Below are 19,954 nucleotides of genomic sequence, written 5' to 3'. Positions count from 1 at the left end.
AACAATAGCAACTGGCGACCGTCCGCCCGCATCGCGTCCGACGGAGCAGTCACGAGGTCAGTCGGCGACGGTGACACCCGAGAGATCGATGCTGCCGTCGGCCCGGACGACGAACCCGGACACCCGCGGATCGAGCACGCCGGTGGTTCGGAACTGGACCAGGGGGACGACCGGAACCCGGTCGAGCACGGCGAGTTCGATGTCGCGCCAGGCGGCCGCACGCACCGAGGCGATGGGCTCGGTGCTCGCCGACCGGAGGAAGGTGTCGATCCCGGGGTCGGTGAACCCGGCGACGTTGTCGGGCGACGCCGAGTCGAACAGCGTCGGGAGGTGGCTCGCCGGCGACCGGGCGACGCCCAGCCAGCCGAACACGAAGAGCTGCTGCTGGCCGGCGGCGATGAGGTCCTCATAGGTCTCGACCGGCAACGACACCGCCTCGACGTCGAGTCCGACACGCTCGAGTTGCCGGGCGAGTTCGGTGCCGACGTCCTGGAGCGACGGGCTGTCGTCGACGAGGAGTCGGATCGGCTGGGTCTGGCCGTCGGGGAATGCTGCATCGACCAGCGCCGAGGCTTCGTCCCGAGCGGGACCGCACACGCCACGGCAGTCGTCTCCCCCACCACCGGGCACCCCGGCGGGAATCACTCCACGGGCGGGCTGGGCGGTCGGTCCGAACACCTCGTCGACGACCGTCTGCCGGTCGATCGCCAACGCCACGGCACGCCGCAGTCCGGGATCGTCCAGTGGGGTCACTCCGGCATCGACGGCGAGCATCAACCCGCCCTGGAACGGCACGAGCCCGCTCGACCCCACGAGGTCCGACGCCTCGCCCAACCGGTCGGGCGGTGCCGTCGTCCAGTCGAGATCGCCGTCGAGGAACGCGTCGAACGCCGCGTTCTCGTCTGGGAACAGATCGACGACGATGGTCGCCGGTCCGCGCCCGCTTCGGCGAGAGAGCGTCAGCCGGTGAGCGCCGTCGAAGTCGGCCGCGTACGACCCGGACGCTGTGGGGTTCGGAGCTCCGCCGACAGCGGCGCGCTCGATCGCCGCCCGCGAGGTGACCGCGTAGAGCGGCGACGCCAGCAGTTCGGGCAACACGGCCGAGGGCTCGGTCAGCGCGATCTCGACCGTCGTCGGATCCATCGCCGTGACCGAGGCGACGCGGTCGAGCCGCACGGCAGCCAACGACGCTCCTCCCCCGGCCAGGACACGCTCGAGCGAGAAGACGACGTCATCGGCCGTGATCGGACTCCCGTCGGCGAAGGCCCCATCGGGGTCGAGGTCGAAGCGCCACACGTCGAGGTCGGCGTTGGCCGAGTACGTCGCCAGTCCTGGTTGGGTGACACCCGCGTCGTCGATGACCGTCAACGTGTCGAAGAGCAGGTCGGCGAGGACGAGATCCGGCACCGACGCAGGCGACGCGGCCACGGGGTCGAACGACTCGATGCCGTGCAGACCGAGCCGGAGGGTGATGGGGTCGCCGGCGTCGTCCTCGACGGCGTCACGCGCGGTCGAGGCGGGGCCCGAGGTCGATTTCGGCGGGGACGACGACGCCGACGACGACGTGGGGTCGACGTCCGCTCGATCGAGCGAGACTCCGTTGTTCGAGCACGCGAGTGCGAGTGTGAGCCCCAGCACACACACGACGAGCGGACCCCGGGGGGACCGCCGCCGGATCACGCGGAGTCGAGGATCAGTGCCAGTCCGATGGTGGTGAACACGAACGCCACGGCCACCACGATCGTGATGCGGTCGAGGTTCTTCTCCATGACGGTCGAGCCGCCGGCTGCGGCACCGACGCCACCGCCGAACATGTCCGACAGGCCGCCACCCTTCCCGGAATGGAGCAGCACGAGTCCGATCAGCGCGAGCGCTTCGGAGACGTGGATTGTGGTGACGACGATCTTCAGCATCGGTCCGACAGTGCTCGGAGACAGAACACGGCAACGCTACCAGTGAGCAACCAGTGATCCCAGCCCATGCCGCGCCATTCGGCGGACATCATGCATCGGCCTCGAAGCGGTCGAGTCCGGCCAAGGGCCCGCCGGCGGCATTGCTGGCATCAGCGACCGCCACGCGACCCTGACGGACGAAGGACCGCTCGGGCACGACGCCCAGAGGCAGCCACGAGACGACGAGGTCGGCCGCCGCTCCCAGGAAGTCGACCGCCGCCAGTGCGTCATCGATCCCCATCGTGGCGAGGTCACGCGCCGGGCCCGTGATCTCGGACGGACATGACCCCAGCACGCTCGAGTCGACGCCGTCGGGACACCCGTAGAGGTCGTCGACCCGAGGCGAGACCCCGAGATCGAGCGCGTACACGCCGAGACCGGTCGACGCTCCCGACGATCGAGACCCACGCCATTCGGACGTGCGCACGTCGGAGACCGTCGCTTCGATCCCTCCGGCCAGCAAGGCCTCGCGGATCAACTCGGCGACGACCGACGAGCCGGGGACGCTGACGTCGGTCGTCACGGGCACCGACAACAAGACATCGTCCCGGAACAGGAGCCCGTACCCACCCTTGACCCATCCTTGTGCGGCCAGTTGCGCCGAGGCCGCCGCTGCGTCGACCGCCGCCGGTTCGATCGACGCCGCATCGCACCAGGGCCCGACCTCGGGCACCCACCCGGCGCAGGAGACGACCTCACCGAGACCCGCTGCTTCCGTGAGCGCAGCACGGTCGAGCAGGAGTTCGATCGCACGCCGATGCTCCACCGGTTGGAGTGCTGGCTCGCGCTGGTCGAACCAGACCCCCAGCACGGTGGTCGAAGCCGTCGTCCGGACATCGAAGCCCTCGGGAGCCTCCGCGTCGGAGTCAGCGGATGGAATCAGCATGTCGAACGTCATGGCGTCGTCGAGCGACGCGATCTCGACCCGGTCGATGCGAACCTGGTCGATGCGCGCTTCGTCGCGGCCTTCCCACGGAGCAGTGGCAGACAACACCGCTCCGGCCTCACTCCAACTCGAGAGCAGATAGGGCCCGGCGGCGAACGGGAGCTCGTCGAGGAACTGCCCGGTCAGGTCGGCGCTGGCACCGAACGCATCGGCCTGGAGGACGTAACCGGAGGAACCACCGAAGAGTTCCTGCCAGTCGACCAGCGGAGCGTCGAGGGTCACCACGGCCACGGACGGATCGCGGTCATCGACGGCGACGACGTGGTCGTAGCGGAGCCGGTCGGCATCGGGGGTGGCCATGATCGCCTGCCACGTCCCCAGGAAGTCGCTGCTGGTGATCGGGCGGCCGTCGGCCCAGCGAGCCTCCGGCGCGATCTCGTAGCGGATCTCGACGCCGCCCTCGATGTCCACGACCGTGGGCGTCGCCGCCAGCATCGCCGACGGCTGGTAGTCGTCGGACGAATCGAGCTCGAACGCCACGGGCAGGACGTGCTGGAGCACCAGATCGTGGAGCGCGTCGTCGGCGCAGGTCAGCGGATTCACACACGTCGGCCAGTCCTCGACGCCGAGACGCATGACCGTGTTCGGTCGCGGGATGGTCGTCGAGGTCGCCGTCGCCGCGTCGGTTCCGTCGTCCGTGCAGCCGCCGGCGACGAGTGTGACAGCGAGCCCCAGCGCGATGATCCGCCGCCACCGGGCGGGCGGGCGAACGGTCATCGTCAGATGACGGCCTGGACCTCGGCGTAGTGACATGCGGACGGGTGACCGTAGCCCCGGTCGACGAGCGCTGGCTCCTCTTCGGCGCACTTGTCCGTCGCCTTCCAGCAGCGCGTGCGGAACCGGCAACCCGATGGTGGATCGATCGGCGAGGGCACGTCGCCCTGGACCACGATCCGGTTGCGGGCCCGTTCCCGACGCGGGTCGGCGAGCGGTACGGCCGACAGCAAGGCCTGCGTGTACGGGTGCGTCGGCGCGTTGTAGATCGTGTCGCGATCGCCGTACTCGACGATCTTGCCGAGATACATGACGGCCACGTCGTCGGAGATGTGCTTGACGACCGACAGGTCGTGGGCGATGAAGACGTACGCCAGGCCCATGCGCTCCTGGATGTCTTCGAGCAGGTTCACGACGCCGGCCTGGATCGACACGTCGAGCGCCGAGACGGGCTCGTCGAGCACCAGGACCTCGGGCTCGAGCGCGAGGGCTCGGGCGATGCCGACACGCTGGCGCTGGCCGCCGGAGAACTCGTGCGGGTAGCGGTTGGCGTGTTCGGGCGAGAGGCCCACCTGCTTCAGCAGATCCTGGATGCGCTGCAGGATCTCGTCCTTCGACAGATCGGTGTGGACCCGCATCGGCTCCGCAATACATGCGCCGACAGTCAGGCGCGGGTTGAGCGACGCGAACGGGTCCTGGAACACGATCTGGATCCGTTTCCGCACGTCGATCAATTCCTTGCGGCTCAGCGTGTTGATCTCTCGGCCGTCGAAGCGGACCGAGCCCGAGGTCGGGGTCAGGAGATTGAGCAGCATGCGGCCCGTCGTGGACTTGCCACAGCCCGACTCCCCGACGAGGCCGAGCGTCTTGCCACGATCCACCGACAGCGACACACCGTCGACGGCCGCGAAGGAGTCCACGGCTCGGCCCAGGAGGCCCCCACGGATCGGGAAGCGCTTCACCAGATCGGTGGCGACGAGGAGGGGATCGCTCACGACTCGACCTCCAAGAAGTCGGGATCTTCAGGGATGTCGACCGCTTCGACCTTTGCTCGCAGATCGTCGAGGCTCACATCGGCGAGCGTCTCGGCGAAGTGACACGCCGCCGTGTGATGCGTCGTCGACACGCTCCGGAGTTCCGGGGTCTCGGTGTCGCAACGACCCGGGACCTCGGCGAACGCGCAGCGGGGATGGAACGCGCACCCGGTGGGTCGGTTGATCAGCGAGGGAGGCGAGCCGGGGATCGGGATCAGCGGGTCGTCGTGTTCGCTCTCGAGCCGCGGGATCGAGCCCATGAGGCCGAGCGTGTAGGGGTGCCGGGTCTCGTAGAAGATCTCGTCCGTCGTCCCCATCTCTGCCTGCCGACCGGCGTACATGACCATCACGCTGTCGGACAGACCGGCCACGACGCCGAGATCGTGGGTGATCAGCATGATCGCCGAGTCGATCTCGTCCTTGATGGCGATGAGTGCCTCGAGCACCTGGGCCTGGACAGTCACGTCGAGGGCCGTCGTCGGCTCGTCAGCGATGAGGAGGTCCGGGTTGCAGGTGATCGCCATGGCGATCATCGCTCGCTGGCGCATGCCGCCCGAGAACTCGTGCGGGTACGCATCGGCGCGCTTCTTGGGCTCGGGGATGCCGACGAGGTCGAGCATCTCGATGGCCCGCTTCATCGCGTCCTTCTTCGACAGCCCCTCGTGGATCCGGGCCATCTCGCCGACCTGACGGCCGACGGTGTGGACCGGGTTGAGCGCGGTGAGCGGATCCTGGAAGATCATCGCGATCTCGCCGCCACGGATCGCGCCCATCTCCACGTCGGAGAACTCGAGCAGGTTCTCGCCCTTCCACAGGATCTCGCCAGAGTCGACCTTCAGGGTCGGGATCAGACCGAGGATCGACATGGCCGTCACCGACTTGCCGGAACCGGATTCGCCGACGATCGAGAACACGTCGCCGCGGTTGATGTCGAACGACACACCGTCGACGGCACGGACGATGCCGTCGCCGGTCTCGAAGTGCGCGTGCAGGTCGCGCACCGACAGCAGTGCTTGACCGTCGTCGCGTGCGGACGTCGGGGACGCCATCGAGGAGGTCTCCATCTACTTGAAGCCCATCTACTTGAGTCTCGGGTCGAGAGCGTCGCGCAGGCCGTCGCCGACCAGCACGAAGGACAGCACGGTGAGGCCGATGGCGGCACCAGGGAAGAACACCAGATGCGATGCGCTGGCGAGGTCGCCCTTGCCGTCGGCCACCATCAGGCCCCACGCGGGGGTCGGAGCCTGCGGGCCGACACCGAGGAACGACAGCGCGGCTTCGGCGAGGATCGTGGAGCCGATGGCGATCGTGCCGTACACGATGATCGGCTGCAGCGCGTTCGGGAGGATGTGCCGGAACATGATCCGCGGCCGACTGAAGCCCAACGCGGTCGCGGCCTCGACGTACTCGAGCTGCTTGAGCTGCAGGAAGCTCGATCGGACGATGCGGGCGACGCCGAGCCAACCGGTGAAGCCGAGGACGAGGATGATGGCGTTCTCGCTGCGGCCGAACACTGCGGCGACGGCGACGGCGAGGACGATGTAGGGAATCGCCAGGAAGACGTCGGTGACCCGCATGATCAGCGTCTCGACGATCCCGCCGAAGAAGCCGGCGATCGACCCGAAGATCAACCCGATGACGAGTGCGATCGTCGTGGCCGAGATGCCGATGCGCAGCGACACCCGAGCGCCGTAGACCAGGCGGGAGAACACGTCGCGCCCGATCGCATCGGTGCCGAACCAGAAGTCCGAGCTCGGTCCCTGACGGAACGAACCGGAGTCACTCCCCGCCCGCTCTGCGAAACCGTAGGGGGCGATGAAGTCGGCGAAGATCGCCACGAGGAGGATGAAGATGATGAAGCCGAGACCGACCAGGGCGAGCTTGTTCTCCTTGAACCGGCGCCAGACGTCGACGCGCAGCGGCCGGGCCGCCTGCAGTTCGGGCACGTCGCCGAGGCCTCCATGTCCTCCACCGGCCTCGTGGCCGGCAGCGTTCGGGTCGGTCGGATCTGCTCCGGAGGGGATGTGGGTCATGATTCGGCATCCGCGCCGAGTCGGATGCGCGGATCGAACCACGCATACGAGACATCGACGATCAGGTTGATCAACGAATACGCCAGGACCACGACCAACGTCAGCCCCAACAGGACGGGCAGGTCGCGGGAGATGACCGAGTCGGCGATCGTGGAGCCCAGACCCGGCCAGGAGAACACGGTCTCGGTCAGCACGGCCGCACCCACCACGGTGCCGAGGTCGAGCCCGATCAACGTGACGACGGGAAGCATCGCATTGCGAAGCCCGTGTCGAGCGATGATGTCGCGCTCACGGAGACCCTTCGCCTTGGCCGTGCGCATGTAGTCGGCACGCAGGACTTCGAGCATCGAGCCACGGGTCATGCGGGCGGCGAGCGCGGTCGAGACGCAGGCCAGGGTGACGGCAGGGAGCAGGAGATAGCGCCACTGCTCGCCGGCCGGGAGGAAGAAGAGGAACCAGTCGCCGTCGCCGGAACCCGGTGGACCGATCAGCGAGGTGCGCAATCGCGCCCATTCCGGCCAGTCGTGTTTGTTGGGGTAGACGGCGAACATGTACTGGAAGAGGAACCCGAGCACGAAGACCGGGATCGCACTCACCGCCGCAGTACCCACGGTCGTGAGTTTGTCGATGAGGCTGTATCGGCGGATCGCCGAGATCAGACCCACGCTGATGCCGACGAAGATCTCGATGAGGATCGCCCAGAACCCGAGACGGATGCTGTTGACCGCCTTCTCGCCGAGGATCTCGTTGACGCTTCGCCCCGTTCGAGTACGAGTCGCCCAGATCCCACTGCAGCGTGCGCTGCCAGTAGTTGACGAACTGCTCCGGGAGCGGGTCATCGAGCCCGTACTCCTCGTTGACCTGTTCGAGACGGATCGGGTTCACCGCCCGGTCACCGCCGCCAGCGATCAGCGTGGCCGGATCGCCCGGCAGCACGAAGAACAGCAGGAAGAGGAACGAGATGGCGAAGAACACCGTCGGGATGAGCAGCAGTAGCCGGCGGATGATGTAGCTCGCCATGGATGATCGCTCACACGGACTCGGGGGCGGGATGCCGACACAGGGTCGGCGGGAAATGCAGCGGCGGCGGGCATTGGGCCCACCGCCGCCAGAGTTTCGGGTTGCCCGGGGCGCCGAAGCGCCCCGGACGATCACCCGGATTGGGTCAGCGGATCACCCCTTGAGGGCGACCTGCTCCCAGAGGATCAGACCCTGGTTGGTCTGGATGAAGTTGTCCACGACATCGTCGTCGTAGACGTAGGTGCCGGCGTACCAGTTCAGCGGGACCACGCCGGGATCCTGGTTGAGCAGGATGTCCTCGGCCTGGCGGAACAGTTCACCAGCAGCGTCGGTGTCGACGGTGGTCTTCGCCTCGCTGACGAGCGAGTCGAACTCCTCGTTCGAGTAGCCGAAGTTGTTGCCGTTCAGCGTGTCGCTGTGGAACAGGTCGTACATGAAGTTGTCGTACGTCGGGTAGTCGGCGAACCAGCCGGCGCGGCACATGGCCTCGCACAGGTTCTCGGCGAGGCCGGAGAAGTAGGTCTCCGCGTCCTGCGGGACGGCTTCGGCCTCGATGCCGACGGCCTTGAGGTTGTCGACCATGATCTGGACGACGTCCTCGTGGCCCGAGCCCGAGTTGAACTGGATCGGGATCGGTCCGTCGAGCGAACCGCCCTCGGCCTGCCACTCGGCGAAGAGCGTCTCGGCCTGCTCGGGGTCGTAGACACAGACCTCACAGAGGCCTTCCTCGAAGCCGGGGATGCCCTCCATGACCACGCCCGTCGAGACGATGCGGGTGTCGTTGTAGACCGCCGTGTTGATCTCGTCACGGTCGAATGCCGACGAGATGGCCTGGCGGAGCTTGATGTTCTCGTCGCCGCCGAGCAGCGCACCGTCCGTGTTGTTGAACACGAAGTGGTACGAGCCGAGCTGACCCACGTCGGTGGTGGTGCCGTAGTTCTCTTCGGCATCAGCGAAGCGACCCGACGGGATGCTCGCCACCTGGGCCTCGCCGGCCTCGAGGGCGTTGTACGAGGTGTCGGGGTCGTCCTGGACACCGAAGATGATCCGGTCGAGACGGTCGTCCCAGGTCTCACCGTTGACGTCGCCGAGCCAGCTGTCGGACTTGACGAGGATGATCTCCTGGTCGGTCCGGGCAGCTTCCATGGCGTAGGGGCCATTGCCGATCATGACGCCGTTCTCGTACTCCGCGTTCGGTGCCTCGCCACTGCCAGCTTCCTCGGGAAGCGGGAAGAACAGCTGGAACGTCGTGACGGCGTCGAAGTTGGCGTACGGCTCGGTCAGCGTGACCGTGAGGGTCATCGCATCGTCGTCGGCCACGACACCACTGATGTCGGTGGTCTCACCGTCGAGAGCGGCCTGGCCACCCTCGAGGAAGGCGCCGATCAGGTAGCTGTAGTCGCCGGCGAGCGCAGCGGCGCGCTCCCAGGAACGCTTGAAGGTCGAGGGCACGATCGCTTCGCCGTTGGCGAACGCCTGCCCATCCTTGATGGTGAAGGTCCACTCGGAGCCGTCGTCGTTGGGCTCGACGGACTCGGCCAGGTGCGGCTTGACCTCGGGCGAGCCGCTGCTGAAGTCGAGGTCCATGAGACCGTCGTAGAGCGAGGTGATGACCTGGTAGGCGTTGAGCGTGACGCTGAGCGCCGGGTCGATGTGTTCGGGCGGGCCGCCGACGAAGGTGCCGAAGTTGACCAACTCGCCGCCGCCGACGGTCTCGCCGCCGTCCTCTTCGGATCCGGGGTCGTCGCTGGGGGAACTGGAATCATCGTCGTCGCCGCAAGCTGCGGCAAACATCGTCAGACCCAGCAGCAACGCGAGTACGCGCAGCCATCGGGAGTTGGTGGACACAGGGCTTCCTCCTGAATTGGGAACAGGGAACCGGTGGTGAGCGGATGCCCCCAGCCGGCCGTGGTTCACGCTACGGGATTCTCGCCGTCATTTCCGTGAACGGTGCGTGACGGTACCAAGAGTGACCTGCTTCACCAAGGCTTTGCTGTGCGATTCGCAATGCCGTAACACGGTTGTCACAGCAAGACTGTGTGCGTTCCGCCCCTGAAGTGGACGAAACGGCCGATCGGACAGATGTCAGTTGGCGGGGTCTGCGAGCCGGAAATTCGCAATTCGAGCGAACGACTCGGCCTCGAGGCTCGCTCCGCCGACGAGTGCACCGTCGATGTCGGGCTGCGCCATGAGCTCGGGAGCGTTGCCCGGCTTGACGGATCCGCCGTACTGGATGCGCACGGACGCGGCTGCGTCGGCGCCCGCGACCTCGGCCACGACCGATCGGACGTGGGCGCACATGGCCTGGGCATCGTCGGCGGTCGCGGTGCGACCGGTCCCAATCGCCCAGATGGGTTCGTAGGCGATGACCATCGCTCCGACCTGCTCGGGCTTGACCTTGGTCAAGCCGGCGCGGATCTGGCCCTCGACCTTGGACTCGGCGTCGCCGGCCTCGCGCTCGTCGAGCGTCTCGCCGCAACACATGATCGGCGTCATGCCGGCCTTGAGGATGGCGTGGACCTTGGCGTTGACGTCGTCGTCGGTCTCACCGAAGATCTCCCGCCGTTCACTGTGCCCGACGATGACGTACTCGACGTCGAGCTTGGCGAGCATCGACGGAGACACCTCGCCCGTGAACGCGCCCTTCTCCTCGAAGTGACAGTGCTGGGCGCCGAGCCCGATCGGGATGCGGTCGGCATCGATCACCGTCTGGATCGACCGGAGATCGGTGAACGGCGGGTGCACCGTGACCTCGACGTGTTCCGCGTCGTCGGCCGTGATCTCGTACCCCAGCTTCTGGACGAGTTGGATCGCCTCGAAGTGGTTGTTGTGCATTTTCCAGTTGCCGCTGATGATCGGCTTGCGGCTCGGCTTCTTGGCCATCGCTGGTCACTCCCCCCGAAGGGCTACGAGACCGGGAAGGTCCCCTTGTTCGAGTAGTTCGAGCGACGCGCCACCACCGGTGGAGATGTGGTCGATGTCGCGTGCCAGGCCGAACTCTGCCACTGCAGCGGCGCTGTCGCCGCCACCCACGACCGTGAACGCCTTGGCCTCGGCCACGGCCTCGGCGACGGTGCGGGTGCCGGCGGCGAAGCGAGGATCCTCGAACACGCCCATCGGGCCGTTCCAGAAGATCGTCTTGGCGTCGTGGATCAGGTCGGTGAACTCGGCGCTGGTGCCAGGCCCGATGTCGAGACCCATCCAGCCGTTGGGGATGGTGGTGTGCAGTTGGCGCACCTCTCCCCCGGCCTCGGGGTCGCCGATCTTTCCGCCGGGACCCATGGCCGTGACGTCGACCGGGAGGTGGATCTTGTCGCCGTCACTCGCGAGCAGGCGGGTGCAGGTCTCGACCATCTCCTCCTCGAAGAGCGAGTCGCCGATGTGATGCCCCTGGGCAGCGAGGAAGGTGAAGCACATCCCGCCGCCGACGATCAGGTGGTCGACGATGGGGAGCAGCGCCTCGATGACGCCGATCTTGTCGCTGACCTTCGATCCTCCGAGGATCGCGAGGAACGGGTGGCGGGCGTTCTCCCGCATGCCCCCGAGGACCTCGATCTCCTTCGCCAGCAGTCGACCAGCGGCCGACGGCAGGTGCTGAGGCGGGCCGACGATGCTGGCGTGGCTGCGGTGGCTGGCGCCGAACGCGTCGTTGACGAAGGCGTCCTGCCCCTCGATCAGCTTCGCCACGAACGCCGGGTCGTTGCCCGTCTCGCCCGGGTCGAACCGGAGGTTCTCGAGCAGCGTGACCCCGGGCGCCAGCTCGGCGAGCTTCTCGCGCACCGGCGTCATGTCGTACTTCGGGTTCGGCTCGCCCTTGGGTCGGCCGAGGTGGCTGCACGCCGTGACCGTCGCACCGTGCTCCTGCAGCCACGTGATCGTGGGGAGGGCGGCACGGATACGGAGGTCGTCGACGATCTCGCGGGTCCCGTCCGGGAGCTCGCGGAGAGGGACGTTGAAGTCGGCGCGCAGGAGCACCCGCTTCCCGTCGAGGGGAAGCAGGTCCTCCAGCTGAGGTACGGATGTCATCGCTGGTTGGTTCAGCTCAACCGCAGACGATGCCGACGAGGTCGACGAGGCGGTTCGAGTAGCCCCACTCGTTGTCGTACCAGCCGCTGATCTTGGCCAGGTTGCCGTTGGCCATGGTGAGGCCGGAGTCGAAGGTGCAGCTGGCGGGCGAGCCGACGATGTCGGTGCTCACGAGCGGCGCCTCGCTGTAGTCGAGGACCTTGCTGAGCGGGCCCTCGGCGGCGGCCTTGGCGAACGCCTCGTTGATGGCCTCGGCCGTGGCGTCGGTCTTGAGCTGTGCCGTGAAGTCGGTGACCGAACCGGTGGGGACCGGGACACGGAGGGCGGTGCCGTCGAGGCGTCCGTCCATCGACTGCATCACGAGGCTCGTGGCCCGGGCGGCGCCGGTCGAGGTCGGGATGATGTTGATGGCGGCGGCACGGGCACGGCGGAGGTCGCTGTGCGGGCCGTCGACGAGGGCCTGGTCGCCGGTGTAGGCGTGGATCGTGGTCATGAAGCCCTTCTCGACACCGAACGTGTCGTCGAGGACCTTCACCATGGGCACGAAGCAGTTGGTGGTGCACGAGGCGTTCGAGACGACCTTGTCGGTCGTGGCGTCGAAGGTGTCCTCGTTCACGCCGATCACGAAGGTCTTGTCGGCGCCGCCGGCGGGGGCCGAGACGATGACGAGCGGAGCGCCACCGTCGAGGTGGGCGCTGGCCTTGTCCTTCGAGTTGAAGATGCCCGTCGACTCGATGACGACGTCGACGCCGAGGTCGCCCCACGGGAGGTCGCCGGGGTTGCGCTCGGCGAGGACCTTGAGCGTGTCGCCGTCGACCGTGATGCCGTCGTCGGCCACGCCGACCTTCGCGTCGAGGCGGCCCATGACCGAGTCGTACTGGAGCAGATGGGCCATGGTCTCGAGCGAGCCCAGGTCGTTGACAGCGACGAAGTCGATGTCGGCGCCCTGCGCCTTCGCTGCTCGGAAGAAGTTGCGGCCGATCCGGCCGAAGCCGTTGATGCCCACGCGTACGGTCATGGTTCCCACCTCGGGAGGTCAGTGTCTCGACAGAGTGTGAGCAATCCGACCACGCGGACCCCCCTGCCCACAAACAGCGCCCCGTCACGACCCCACCCCAACCCCGAACTCGACGTTCTCGTCGTCGGGGGCCGACGAATATTGCGTCGAGTTCGAGGTTTCCTTGACCTTTTCCATGCATTTCATGCATTGTCGGTCCGATGGAGCGCGAGCGGTGGGAAGACTTGGCGGCCGACCAGGGTGGGGCGATCGCACGACGCCAGCTCCTCGCCCACGGCGTCACCGGCTCGGCGATCGACCGAGCACTGCGGTCGGGGCGTCTCCTCGCCACGCTCTCCGGGGTCTACGTCGTGCGAGGGGCTCCCGAGACGTCGATCCAACGACGGTGGATCGCGCTCCTCGCAGCCGGACCAGACGGCGTCCTCGCGTTCGAGTCCGCGGCCCGGGTGCACGGTCTGGCCACGGTGAGCGCCGACGGGCCGACGATCGTGATCGTCCACCACAGCGGGTTCCGTCGCCTGACGGACGTCACGGCGCACCAGATCAACGACGTGAGGCCGGACCACGTCGGCAGGGTCGATGGGATGCCCGTGACGACCGTTCCTCGGACGATCGTCGACCTGGCGGCTGTCTGGCGTCTCGGCCGGATGGCACTCGTGATCGACAGCGCGGTCGCTGACCGTCAGACATCGATCGCTGCCATCGGCGACTGCCTCCGTTCCGTCGCTCGACGCGGCAAGCCGGGGGTCCGGATCCTCACGACGCTCCTCGACGAGCGCGGTCCCGGCACGGTGCCGGCACAGTCGATGCTCGAAGGAACGTTCTTCGGCCTCGTGCGACGTGCCGGACTCCCTGCGCCGGTCCGGCAGTACCCGCTCCCCCGGTCCGACGGCGCGGTCGGCCTCGTCGACGCAGCGTGGCCCGACTGGCGACTCATCGTCGAGGTCGACGGGCGTCGTTGGCACCAACGCCTGGCCGACATGCGTCGCGACCGGGAACGGGACGTGATGGCGGCGGCGCAGGGATGGCTCGTCGTCCGCTTCCTCCACGAGCACATCGTCGGAGCGCCGGACGAGACGATCCGTGAACTGCAGGCCGTGATCGATGCCCGGATCGCGCTCCTCGGTGGGGCGGCCTGACACCCCACCCGACCCCGAACTCAACGTCAGGAGCGTCGGGGGCCGACGGCTACGACGTCGAGAACGGGGTTGCGAGGACGGTGGAGAGCAGCGCGGGATCGTGTGCGAGGCCGTGGGGGCGGACGATGTCGGCCTCGACGATCTGCACGCCGGCGGGGGCGGCGCACGACATCCCCGTCTGGACGACCACGACGTCGGGGTCGATGCCATGCGCTCGGAGACGATCGACCAGGACGCCCGGGTCGGCGTCGAGGTTCGCGACGAGGGTCACGACGGCATCAGCAGCGTCGATCGCCTTGGCGATGTCGGGCACGGCCGCCACCCCCATCACGCTGGTGAAGAACGAACCCGGGCCGAGGACGATCTGGTCGGCGCGGCCGATGGCGGCGAGCACCTCGTCGGGCACGGGCGGCGCCGGAGGATCGAACCCGACCGAGCGAACGCCGGTGGATTCCTCGATCTGGACCTGACCCCGGACCGTGCCCCGATCGGTGTCGGCGACGAGGTCGACGGCGACGTCGGTGGCAGGGAGGATGCGAACCCGGTTCGGGTCGATGCCGAGCCACCCGCTCACGACGTCGGCGGCGCTCCCCAGATCGTGGCCGGCGTCGACGAGTCCGGCGAGCACGAGGTTGCCGACCGCATGGCCTTCCAGCGGCCCGGCCGAGAACCGGTGCTCGAACCCGTGGGCGACGGTCTCGTCGGCGGCGAGGGCCGACAGGCAGCGCCGGAGGTCTCCCGGCGCAGGCATGTCGAGGTCCGCACGCAACCGACCGCTCGATCCGCCGTCGTCGCCCGTGGCCACGACCGCGGTCAGGTGCCCGGCGTAGGCCTCGATCGCTCGAAGCGACATCGCCAGTCCGTGTCCGCCACCGATGGCCACCACGCGCGGGCCGCCAGTCGACGTCATCGCTCGATGTCCCGGTGTGAGACCGACACGGGGGTCCCGAGCGCGTCGATCCGACGTCCCAGCTCCTCGGAGATGGCGACGGACCGATGACGGCCGCCCGTGCAACCGATGGCGATGCTCAGGTACGCCTTGCCCTCGCGTCGGTACGCCGGCAGCAGCAGCTCGAACAGACCGGTGAGGTGGTCGAGGAAGGCGCCGGCGTCCGCGGACTCGAGGACGTGGTCACGAACCGCCGCGTCGAGCCCGGTCAAGGGGCGGAGTTCGTCGACCCAGTGCGGGTTCGGGAGGAAGCGGACGTCGAACACGAGGTCGGCGTCGAGCGGGAGTCCGTGCTTGAAGCCGAACGACCGGACGGCCGTCTGCATCCCGACGTCGGTGTCGGGTTGCCCGAACGCTGCACGGACTCGGTCGCGCAGTTGGTGGACGTTGAGTTCGGTGGTGTCGACGACGACGTCGGCGTCGGCGCGCACCGGTTCGAGGAGCGAACGCTCGGCCTCGATGGCGTCCTCGAGCGTGTCGCCCGTGCTCAACGGATGGCGTCGGCGGGTCTGTTCGTAGCGGCGGACCAGTTCCGGGGTTGCGCAGTCGAGGAAGAGGATGCGGACGCGGGGCACAGTCCGGCGCAGGTCGGCGATGGCCTCGAGCAGCTCGGAGTCGTAGTGGCCCGTGCCCGCCACCAGCGCGACACGTTCGATGACCGAGCCCTTGGCGTCGGCGAGCTCCGAGACCTTGGACATGAGCGCGGGCGGCAGGTTGTCGATGACGAACCAGCCGAGGTCTTCGAAGTCGTTGGCCGCCTGCGACCGACCGGCACCGGACAGTCCGGCGATCACCACGTAGTCACTCATGGGAACCGTCGCTCATGGGCGCAGGCTACTGATGGGCCGCCCGGGCGAGCAGAGGGCGACCATCGGCCATCGCGGCGAATGCGAATGCCGCGATGACGACCGTGACCAACGGATCGACGCCGAGCGACGACGCAGCGAGGTGCGTCAGACCAGCCGCCCAGCCGACGACGAGCCACCGTCGCCATTCGGGCCGCCGGTCGGCAACCATCAGACCCACGAGCACGAGGATGCCGGCGTCGTAGTAGAGGGCGTGAGGCGAGATGAGCAGCGAGCCGGCCACCGCTGCCGCAACGAGGACGTCGACGTCGTGCCCGTTGCGCAACCACATGGCCGACAAGGCAAGGGCGACAGCCGCAGCCAAGCCGAAGCCGACGACGGTTGCTGCCGTCGAGTCGATCCCGAAGATCGCCTCGGCCGAACCCGGCAACGACACGAAGTTCTGCACGTTGAACGGGGTGTCCACGTCGTCGAGGAACCGGATGGCGTCCGCCCACGCCGACGGCCACGACGGTCCGGTGAGCACCGCCCCGACGGCGTAGAGACCAATGGCGGTGAAGATCACGCTGGCCAGCGCGAGAAACCGACGACTCAGGAGGAACAGCCCGATGACCGGGAGGGCGAGCGGCGGCTTGAACAGCAACAGTGCGGCCGCGATGCCGGCCGGCACCTCGCGGCCGTCGTGGAGGGAGCGCCAGATCACGGCGAATGCGAGGAGGCTCAACGCGGTGTTCTGTCCACCGGTGACGCCGCGGAACAGCGGGTAGAAGCTCAGCGCCACGGCAAGGGTCTCGAGGCCGTGATCGCGAATGGTGGCGCTGCACGGACGCAAGAGGCCGAAGGCGAGGAGCACCGCGCCGATCATGAGCACCGTGTGGACGAGATACGACGACACGAACCCGAGCGAGGAGAGCGCGGCATAGGGGGCGACGAAGAACGCTGGGTAGGCGAAGAACAGGTTGCCCTCCGAGTCGGAGGGGAGGACCGGCTCCTGGGCATCGAACTGGGTCTGCGGGTCGTAGAAGCGCTCGGGGTCGATGCCGACCTCGCCACCGACGATGTCGCCGGCGGCGTAGAACGATGGATAGTCGCCACCGAGTCCGCCGGAGACCGCATCCGGCCCGTCGGCGGTGACGACCATGAGCGCGATGGCCAGACCCATGGCGAACAGCACGGCGACCGCGGCGCGGCGGCCAGCGCCTTCTCGGAGGAATCCGGACTCGCTCATCGCTTCTCGGTCCGGAGGAAAAGCAATCGTGGGATCTCGGCGACGTCGGCGTACTCGGGAGCTCGGGCGAGGAACCCCGGAGGCGGAGCCGGCTCCTCCATCCGAGTGAGGAACAGGCCGTTCGACGTGAGTGCGTTGACGTACCGGCTGAGCGGACGGTGGATGAAGGGGATGAAGACGTCCTTCTCGACCTCCTCGACGCTCGCCGCCTCACGCAGGTAGGCGCCGATGCGCCAGTACTGCTCGGGAGGATCGACCATCTGGTCGTCGATCCAACCGGCGTCCGGCGTCTGGAGCAGCGGGTGATTGAGGAAGAACAGGAACCGACCACCGGGTTCGAGGACCCGGGCGACCTCGGCGATGGCGGCGTCGACCTCGGTGATGTGCTCGAACACGAGGCAGGCCACGGCCACGTCGAACGACTCGGCCGGGAACGGCAGTTCCGCAGCGCCGCTGCGCAGATAGGCCGGTCCTCCCCCACGCGCCTTGGCGACCTCGACCTGGTTCCAGGTCGGGTCCAGACCGACGACGGTGGCGCCCTGGCCGGCGGCCAGCCGAGCGACCTGCCCCTCGCCCGTCCCGATGTCGACGACCCGACGCGCCCCCGCGAGGTGCTCGGCCGCGAGCGGCAGGATCTGCTCCTCGTACTCGGGGTCGACCCCGTCGGTGAATCCGTCCTGCCACCAGTCGGCGTGGGTCTCCCAGAGATCGTCGTCGGCCATTGCCCAGACCGTACGTTCAGACCGCGGCGACGTCGGCCATGGCCGCATCGTCGGGCGTCTCGACCGGCGTCGGGGTGCCCCACGTCAAGATGGCGAGCACCAACATCGGGCCGATCGTGCGGGGTCCGTTGAAGTCGAGTCCGAGGACGCTCGGTCCGAGGAAGACGGAGAAGGCCGTGACGGCGGCGAGCGCCCCGAACAGCGGGTGACGTCGTCCCCGCACCCAGAGCGCAGACGCGGCGAGCAGGAACGCGCCGACGACGGTGACACCCGCGATCCAGTCGGTCCCGCCGACCCACTCGTCGACCTTGGGGATCACGCCGCCGAAGGGCCACGTGAACTCGATGACCTGCTCGGAGTCGGCATCGACCAGGACGCGTAGGGCAACCCACCACGCCGCTGTGCTCAGGGACGCCGTCACCGCGGTGACGATCGAGGCTCTGGTCCGCCGGAACAGCGCGTGCCCGACGAGCACGACGAGCAGCGACTCCTTGGTGAAAACGCCGAGGACCGCGGCGACGACTCCGATGTCGGCTCGATTGCGCTCGATCGCCGCAAGCGCGATCAGCACGAAGGCGAGCGCCAACGTGTCGGCCAGGCTCAGTCGCATCGCGGCATAGGTCCCGGGAAGGAGTGGGACCAGCAGCGCAGGCCACGTCCCGCCGCCGAGGCGTGTCGACAACGCCCCTGCGCCGAGCCCGGCGAGGAAGATGGCGACGATGCCGACCACGGCCATGGCGATGACCAGTCCCTCGCCGCCGCCCGACGGATGGAGCATCCACGACAGCACGGGATACACCGGTCGTTGCAGCCGGTATTGCGGACGGTCGAGGTCGTCGCTGATCTCGTCGAGATGCATCGGCGACCGGGCGATCACGTAGAACTGCTGTCCATCGTGGCCGAGGCCGTCCGGCAACTCGAGGTCAGGGAAGTCCTCGGCGAACACTGCAGCCGACGGGCCATCGTCTCCCGGTTGGATGAGGCCGACCACGTGACCGCCCTTGTCCTCCAAGTCGACGAAGACGCCGAGCGTCATCAACACCGTGCCGACCAGGGCGAACCGGATGATGCGCATCCAGGGCGTCGATCGAGGGCGGTCGGTGTGGACTTCAGTGGGCGACATCGACGACACCTCGTGGGGCGTGGCGGTCCACCTCGGCGGGCCGGATCCGGGTGGTGGCGGCGTACAACAGGAGAAGACCGAGCGGGACGATGATCTGGTGTTCGTGCGCGGATGAAGGGAACGAGCGGACCACGAGGGCCGCCAACTGCAACCCGATCGCGCCGACGGCGAGCAGACGCTCGACCGATCCACCGAGCATCCCGGCCACCAACGCGACGTGGATCGGCATCAGCAACATCGAGTCGTAGACCCAGGCGTAGGGCGACACGACGACCGAGATTCCGAGCACCAAGGGCATCGCCTGCCACGAGATCGCGTTGCGCCGGCGGTACGCCCATGGGACGAGGGCGACGACCGCCAGCGCTGGCACGACGACCAATGGCCAGGTCGGTGCCGATGCATCGGATTCGAGCGCGAGGCGGACCCAGGTCGCGATCGTCGGGGTTCGGAAGTGCGTTGGCGACCCTCCGAACGGATCCCAGTTCGCCCACACCGACGGAAACGCGATCGCGGACGAGACGAGCACCGCTCCCACCGTGGCGAGACTCGATCGGACGACCTGCCACCGACCGGTCGAGATCACGTGTACACCGACGACGATCAGCGGCAGGACGACCATCTGCGGGCGCATCATCGTCAGCGCCAGGAGCACACCTGCAACCCCATCGCGCCCCTCACGAAGGGCCAGGAGGCCGCCGATCATGAACAGCGCCAACATCACGCCCATCTGCCCGAGCAGCAGACACTCGATGAGCGGTACGAACACCAGTGCGAGACCGATCACCAACGGTGGAGGGGCCCCGCCGTCGGGACGGACGAGTCGCCACGACACGAGGACGACGCCGACCGCTCCGGCGAACGTGAGGACGATCCATGCTGCGCTCGCCACCTCGAACGGCAATGCGATGACCGGCGCGAGGAAGACCAGGATCCACGGCGGGTACCAGAAGCGCTGGGCTTCGCCGTTGTAGCGCGGGAAGAGCCGGTTCTCGGCCGCGCGCAACGTCGGTTCGTCGTACGGGTTCTCGCCGTCCATGGCGACGTCGAAGGCAGCGGAGTGCTGGATGAAGTCGTGCGCTCCGAGCGGGAGGCCCGTGTCCGCCCGAACGTCAGCCTTCCAGAGCCCGAACGATGCGAGCACGATCGCAGCGAAGACGAGCCCGATCGACACCGACCGACGTGCTGGCCGGGATTCGTTCCGCGGGTCGCTCCCCATCACTGCAGTGTCCCGCGCCCGAACACCA

General features: G+C 68.0%; 18 protein-coding genes and 1 pseudogene. 1 reads left to right on the top strand and 18 read right to left on the bottom strand.

What is annotated here, in order from left to right; all coding sequences use genetic code 11:
• Positions 1 to 57 precede the first annotated feature (57 nt).
• The 12 genes and pseudogenes from AB8619_RS07255 to gap form a co-directional block, all read right to left on the bottom strand.
• A complete protein-coding gene (locus AB8619_RS07255; RefSeq protein WP_436795794.1) occupies positions 58 to 1,638 on the bottom strand; it encodes an ABC transporter substrate-binding protein in 1,581 nt (526 codons plus the stop codon).
• 38 nt (positions 1,639 to 1,676) lie between these two features.
• A complete protein-coding gene (gene secG / locus AB8619_RS07250; protein WP_436795793.1) occupies positions 1,677 to 1,913 on the bottom strand; it encodes a preprotein translocase subunit SecG in 237 nt (78 codons plus the stop codon).
• Between the two features lie 88 nt (positions 1,914 to 2,001).
• The gene (locus AB8619_RS07245) at positions 2,002 to 3,615 is read right to left on the bottom strand and encodes an ABC transporter substrate-binding protein (RefSeq protein ID WP_436795792.1); all 1,614 of its coding nucleotides are present in this window, start codon (positions 3,613 to 3,615) and stop codon (positions 2,002 to 2,004) included.
• Positions 3,616 to 3,617: 2 nt separating this feature from the next.
• Positions 3,618 to 4,607: an ABC transporter ATP-binding protein gene (locus AB8619_RS07240; protein WP_436795791.1), complete on the bottom strand. Its 990-nt coding sequence runs from the start codon at positions 4,605 to 4,607 to the stop codon at positions 3,618 to 3,620.
• A complete protein-coding gene (locus tag AB8619_RS07235) occupies positions 4,604 to 5,710 on the bottom strand; it encodes an ABC transporter ATP-binding protein (RefSeq protein WP_436795790.1) in 1,107 nt (368 codons plus the stop codon). Before AB8619_RS07235 ends, AB8619_RS07240 begins: the two co-directional genes overlap by 4 nt.
• A gap of 15 nt (positions 5,711 to 5,725) precedes the next feature.
• Positions 5,726 to 6,679 carry an ABC transporter permease gene (locus tag AB8619_RS07230; protein ID WP_436795789.1) on the bottom strand — a complete coding sequence of 318 codons (954 nt, stop codon included), beginning with the start codon at positions 6,677 to 6,679 and terminating at the stop codon, positions 5,726 to 5,728.
• Complete coding sequence (locus AB8619_RS07225) at positions 6,676 to 7,518, bottom strand: ABC transporter permease (RefSeq protein ID WP_436795788.1); 843 nt, start codon at positions 7,516 to 7,518, stop codon at positions 6,676 to 6,678. Before AB8619_RS07225 ends, AB8619_RS07230 begins: the two co-directional genes overlap by 4 nt.
• Positions 7,519 to 7,537: 19 nt before the next feature.
• Positions 7,538 to 7,699, bottom strand: a pseudogene (locus tag AB8619_RS07220) (ABC transporter permease); the annotation flags it as partial.
• Between the two features lie 153 nt (positions 7,700 to 7,852).
• Positions 7,853 to 9,547: a peptide ABC transporter substrate-binding protein gene (locus AB8619_RS07215; protein ID WP_436795787.1), complete on the bottom strand. Its 1,695-nt coding sequence runs from the start codon at positions 9,545 to 9,547 to the stop codon at positions 7,853 to 7,855.
• A gap of 237 nt (positions 9,548 to 9,784) precedes the next feature.
• Positions 9,785 to 10,582, bottom strand: a complete 798-nt coding sequence (gene tpiA / locus AB8619_RS07210; protein WP_436795786.1) for a triose-phosphate isomerase — start codon at positions 10,580 to 10,582, stop codon at positions 9,785 to 9,787.
• A gap of 6 nt (positions 10,583 to 10,588) precedes the next feature.
• A complete protein-coding gene (locus tag AB8619_RS07205) occupies positions 10,589 to 11,725 on the bottom strand; it encodes a phosphoglycerate kinase (protein ID WP_436795785.1) in 1,137 nt (378 codons plus the stop codon).
• 16 nt (positions 11,726 to 11,741) lie between these two features.
• A complete protein-coding gene (gene gap / locus AB8619_RS07200) occupies positions 11,742 to 12,743 on the bottom strand; it encodes a type I glyceraldehyde-3-phosphate dehydrogenase (protein WP_436795784.1) in 1,002 nt (333 codons plus the stop codon).
• 200 nt (positions 12,744 to 12,943) lie between these two features.
• Here gap and AB8619_RS07195 point away from each other — a divergent pair, with 200 nt between their 5' ends.
• A complete protein-coding gene (locus tag AB8619_RS07195) occupies positions 12,944 to 13,882 on the top strand; it encodes a DUF559 domain-containing protein (RefSeq protein ID WP_436795783.1) in 939 nt (312 codons plus the stop codon).
• Positions 13,883 to 13,931: 49 nt separating this feature from the next.
• On the opposite strand, the gene AB8619_RS07190 is transcribed toward AB8619_RS07195, so the two are convergent.
• From AB8619_RS07190 to AB8619_RS07165, 6 genes are read right to left on the bottom strand one after another with little or no spacing between them, the layout of a single operon-like run.
• Entirely contained in the window at positions 13,932 to 14,792 is an 861-nt protein-coding gene (locus tag AB8619_RS07190) for a gluconeogenesis factor YvcK family protein (protein WP_436795782.1), read from the bottom strand.
• Positions 14,789 to 15,640, bottom strand: coding sequence for an RNase adapter RapZ (rapZ, locus tag AB8619_RS07185; RefSeq protein WP_436795781.1), 852 nt, complete (start codon positions 15,638 to 15,640; stop codon positions 14,789 to 14,791). The genes AB8619_RS07190 and rapZ overlap by 4 nt, the downstream gene beginning before the upstream one ends.
• A 25-nt stretch (positions 15,641 to 15,665) precedes the next feature.
• Complete coding sequence (locus AB8619_RS07180) at positions 15,666 to 16,865, bottom strand: glycosyltransferase family 87 protein (protein ID WP_436795780.1); 1,200 nt, start codon at positions 16,863 to 16,865, stop codon at positions 15,666 to 15,668.
• Entirely contained in the window at positions 16,862 to 17,587 is a 726-nt protein-coding gene (locus tag AB8619_RS07175; RefSeq protein WP_436795779.1) for a class I SAM-dependent methyltransferase, read from the bottom strand. The genes AB8619_RS07180 and AB8619_RS07175 overlap by 4 nt, the downstream gene beginning before the upstream one ends.
• 16 nt (positions 17,588 to 17,603) lie before the next feature.
• Positions 17,604 to 18,710: a hypothetical protein gene (locus AB8619_RS07170; protein WP_436795778.1), complete on the bottom strand. Its 1,107-nt coding sequence runs from the start codon at positions 18,708 to 18,710 to the stop codon at positions 17,604 to 17,606.
• The gene (locus AB8619_RS07165) at positions 18,697 to 19,926 is read right to left on the bottom strand and encodes a glycosyltransferase family 87 protein (protein WP_436795777.1); all 1,230 of its coding nucleotides are present in this window, start codon (positions 19,924 to 19,926) and stop codon (positions 18,697 to 18,699) included. Before AB8619_RS07165 ends, AB8619_RS07170 begins: the two co-directional genes overlap by 14 nt.
• Positions 19,927 to 19,954 lie beyond the last annotated feature (28 nt).

Source organism: Actinospongiicola halichondriae, from assembly GCF_049103745.1.
GTDB lineage: Bacteria > Actinomycetota > Acidimicrobiia > Acidimicrobiales > Salinilacustritrichaceae > Salinilacustrithrix > Salinilacustrithrix halichondriae.
Note: the sequence above shows the minus strand (reverse complement) of the source record. Positions and strands in the feature narration are given on the sequence as shown.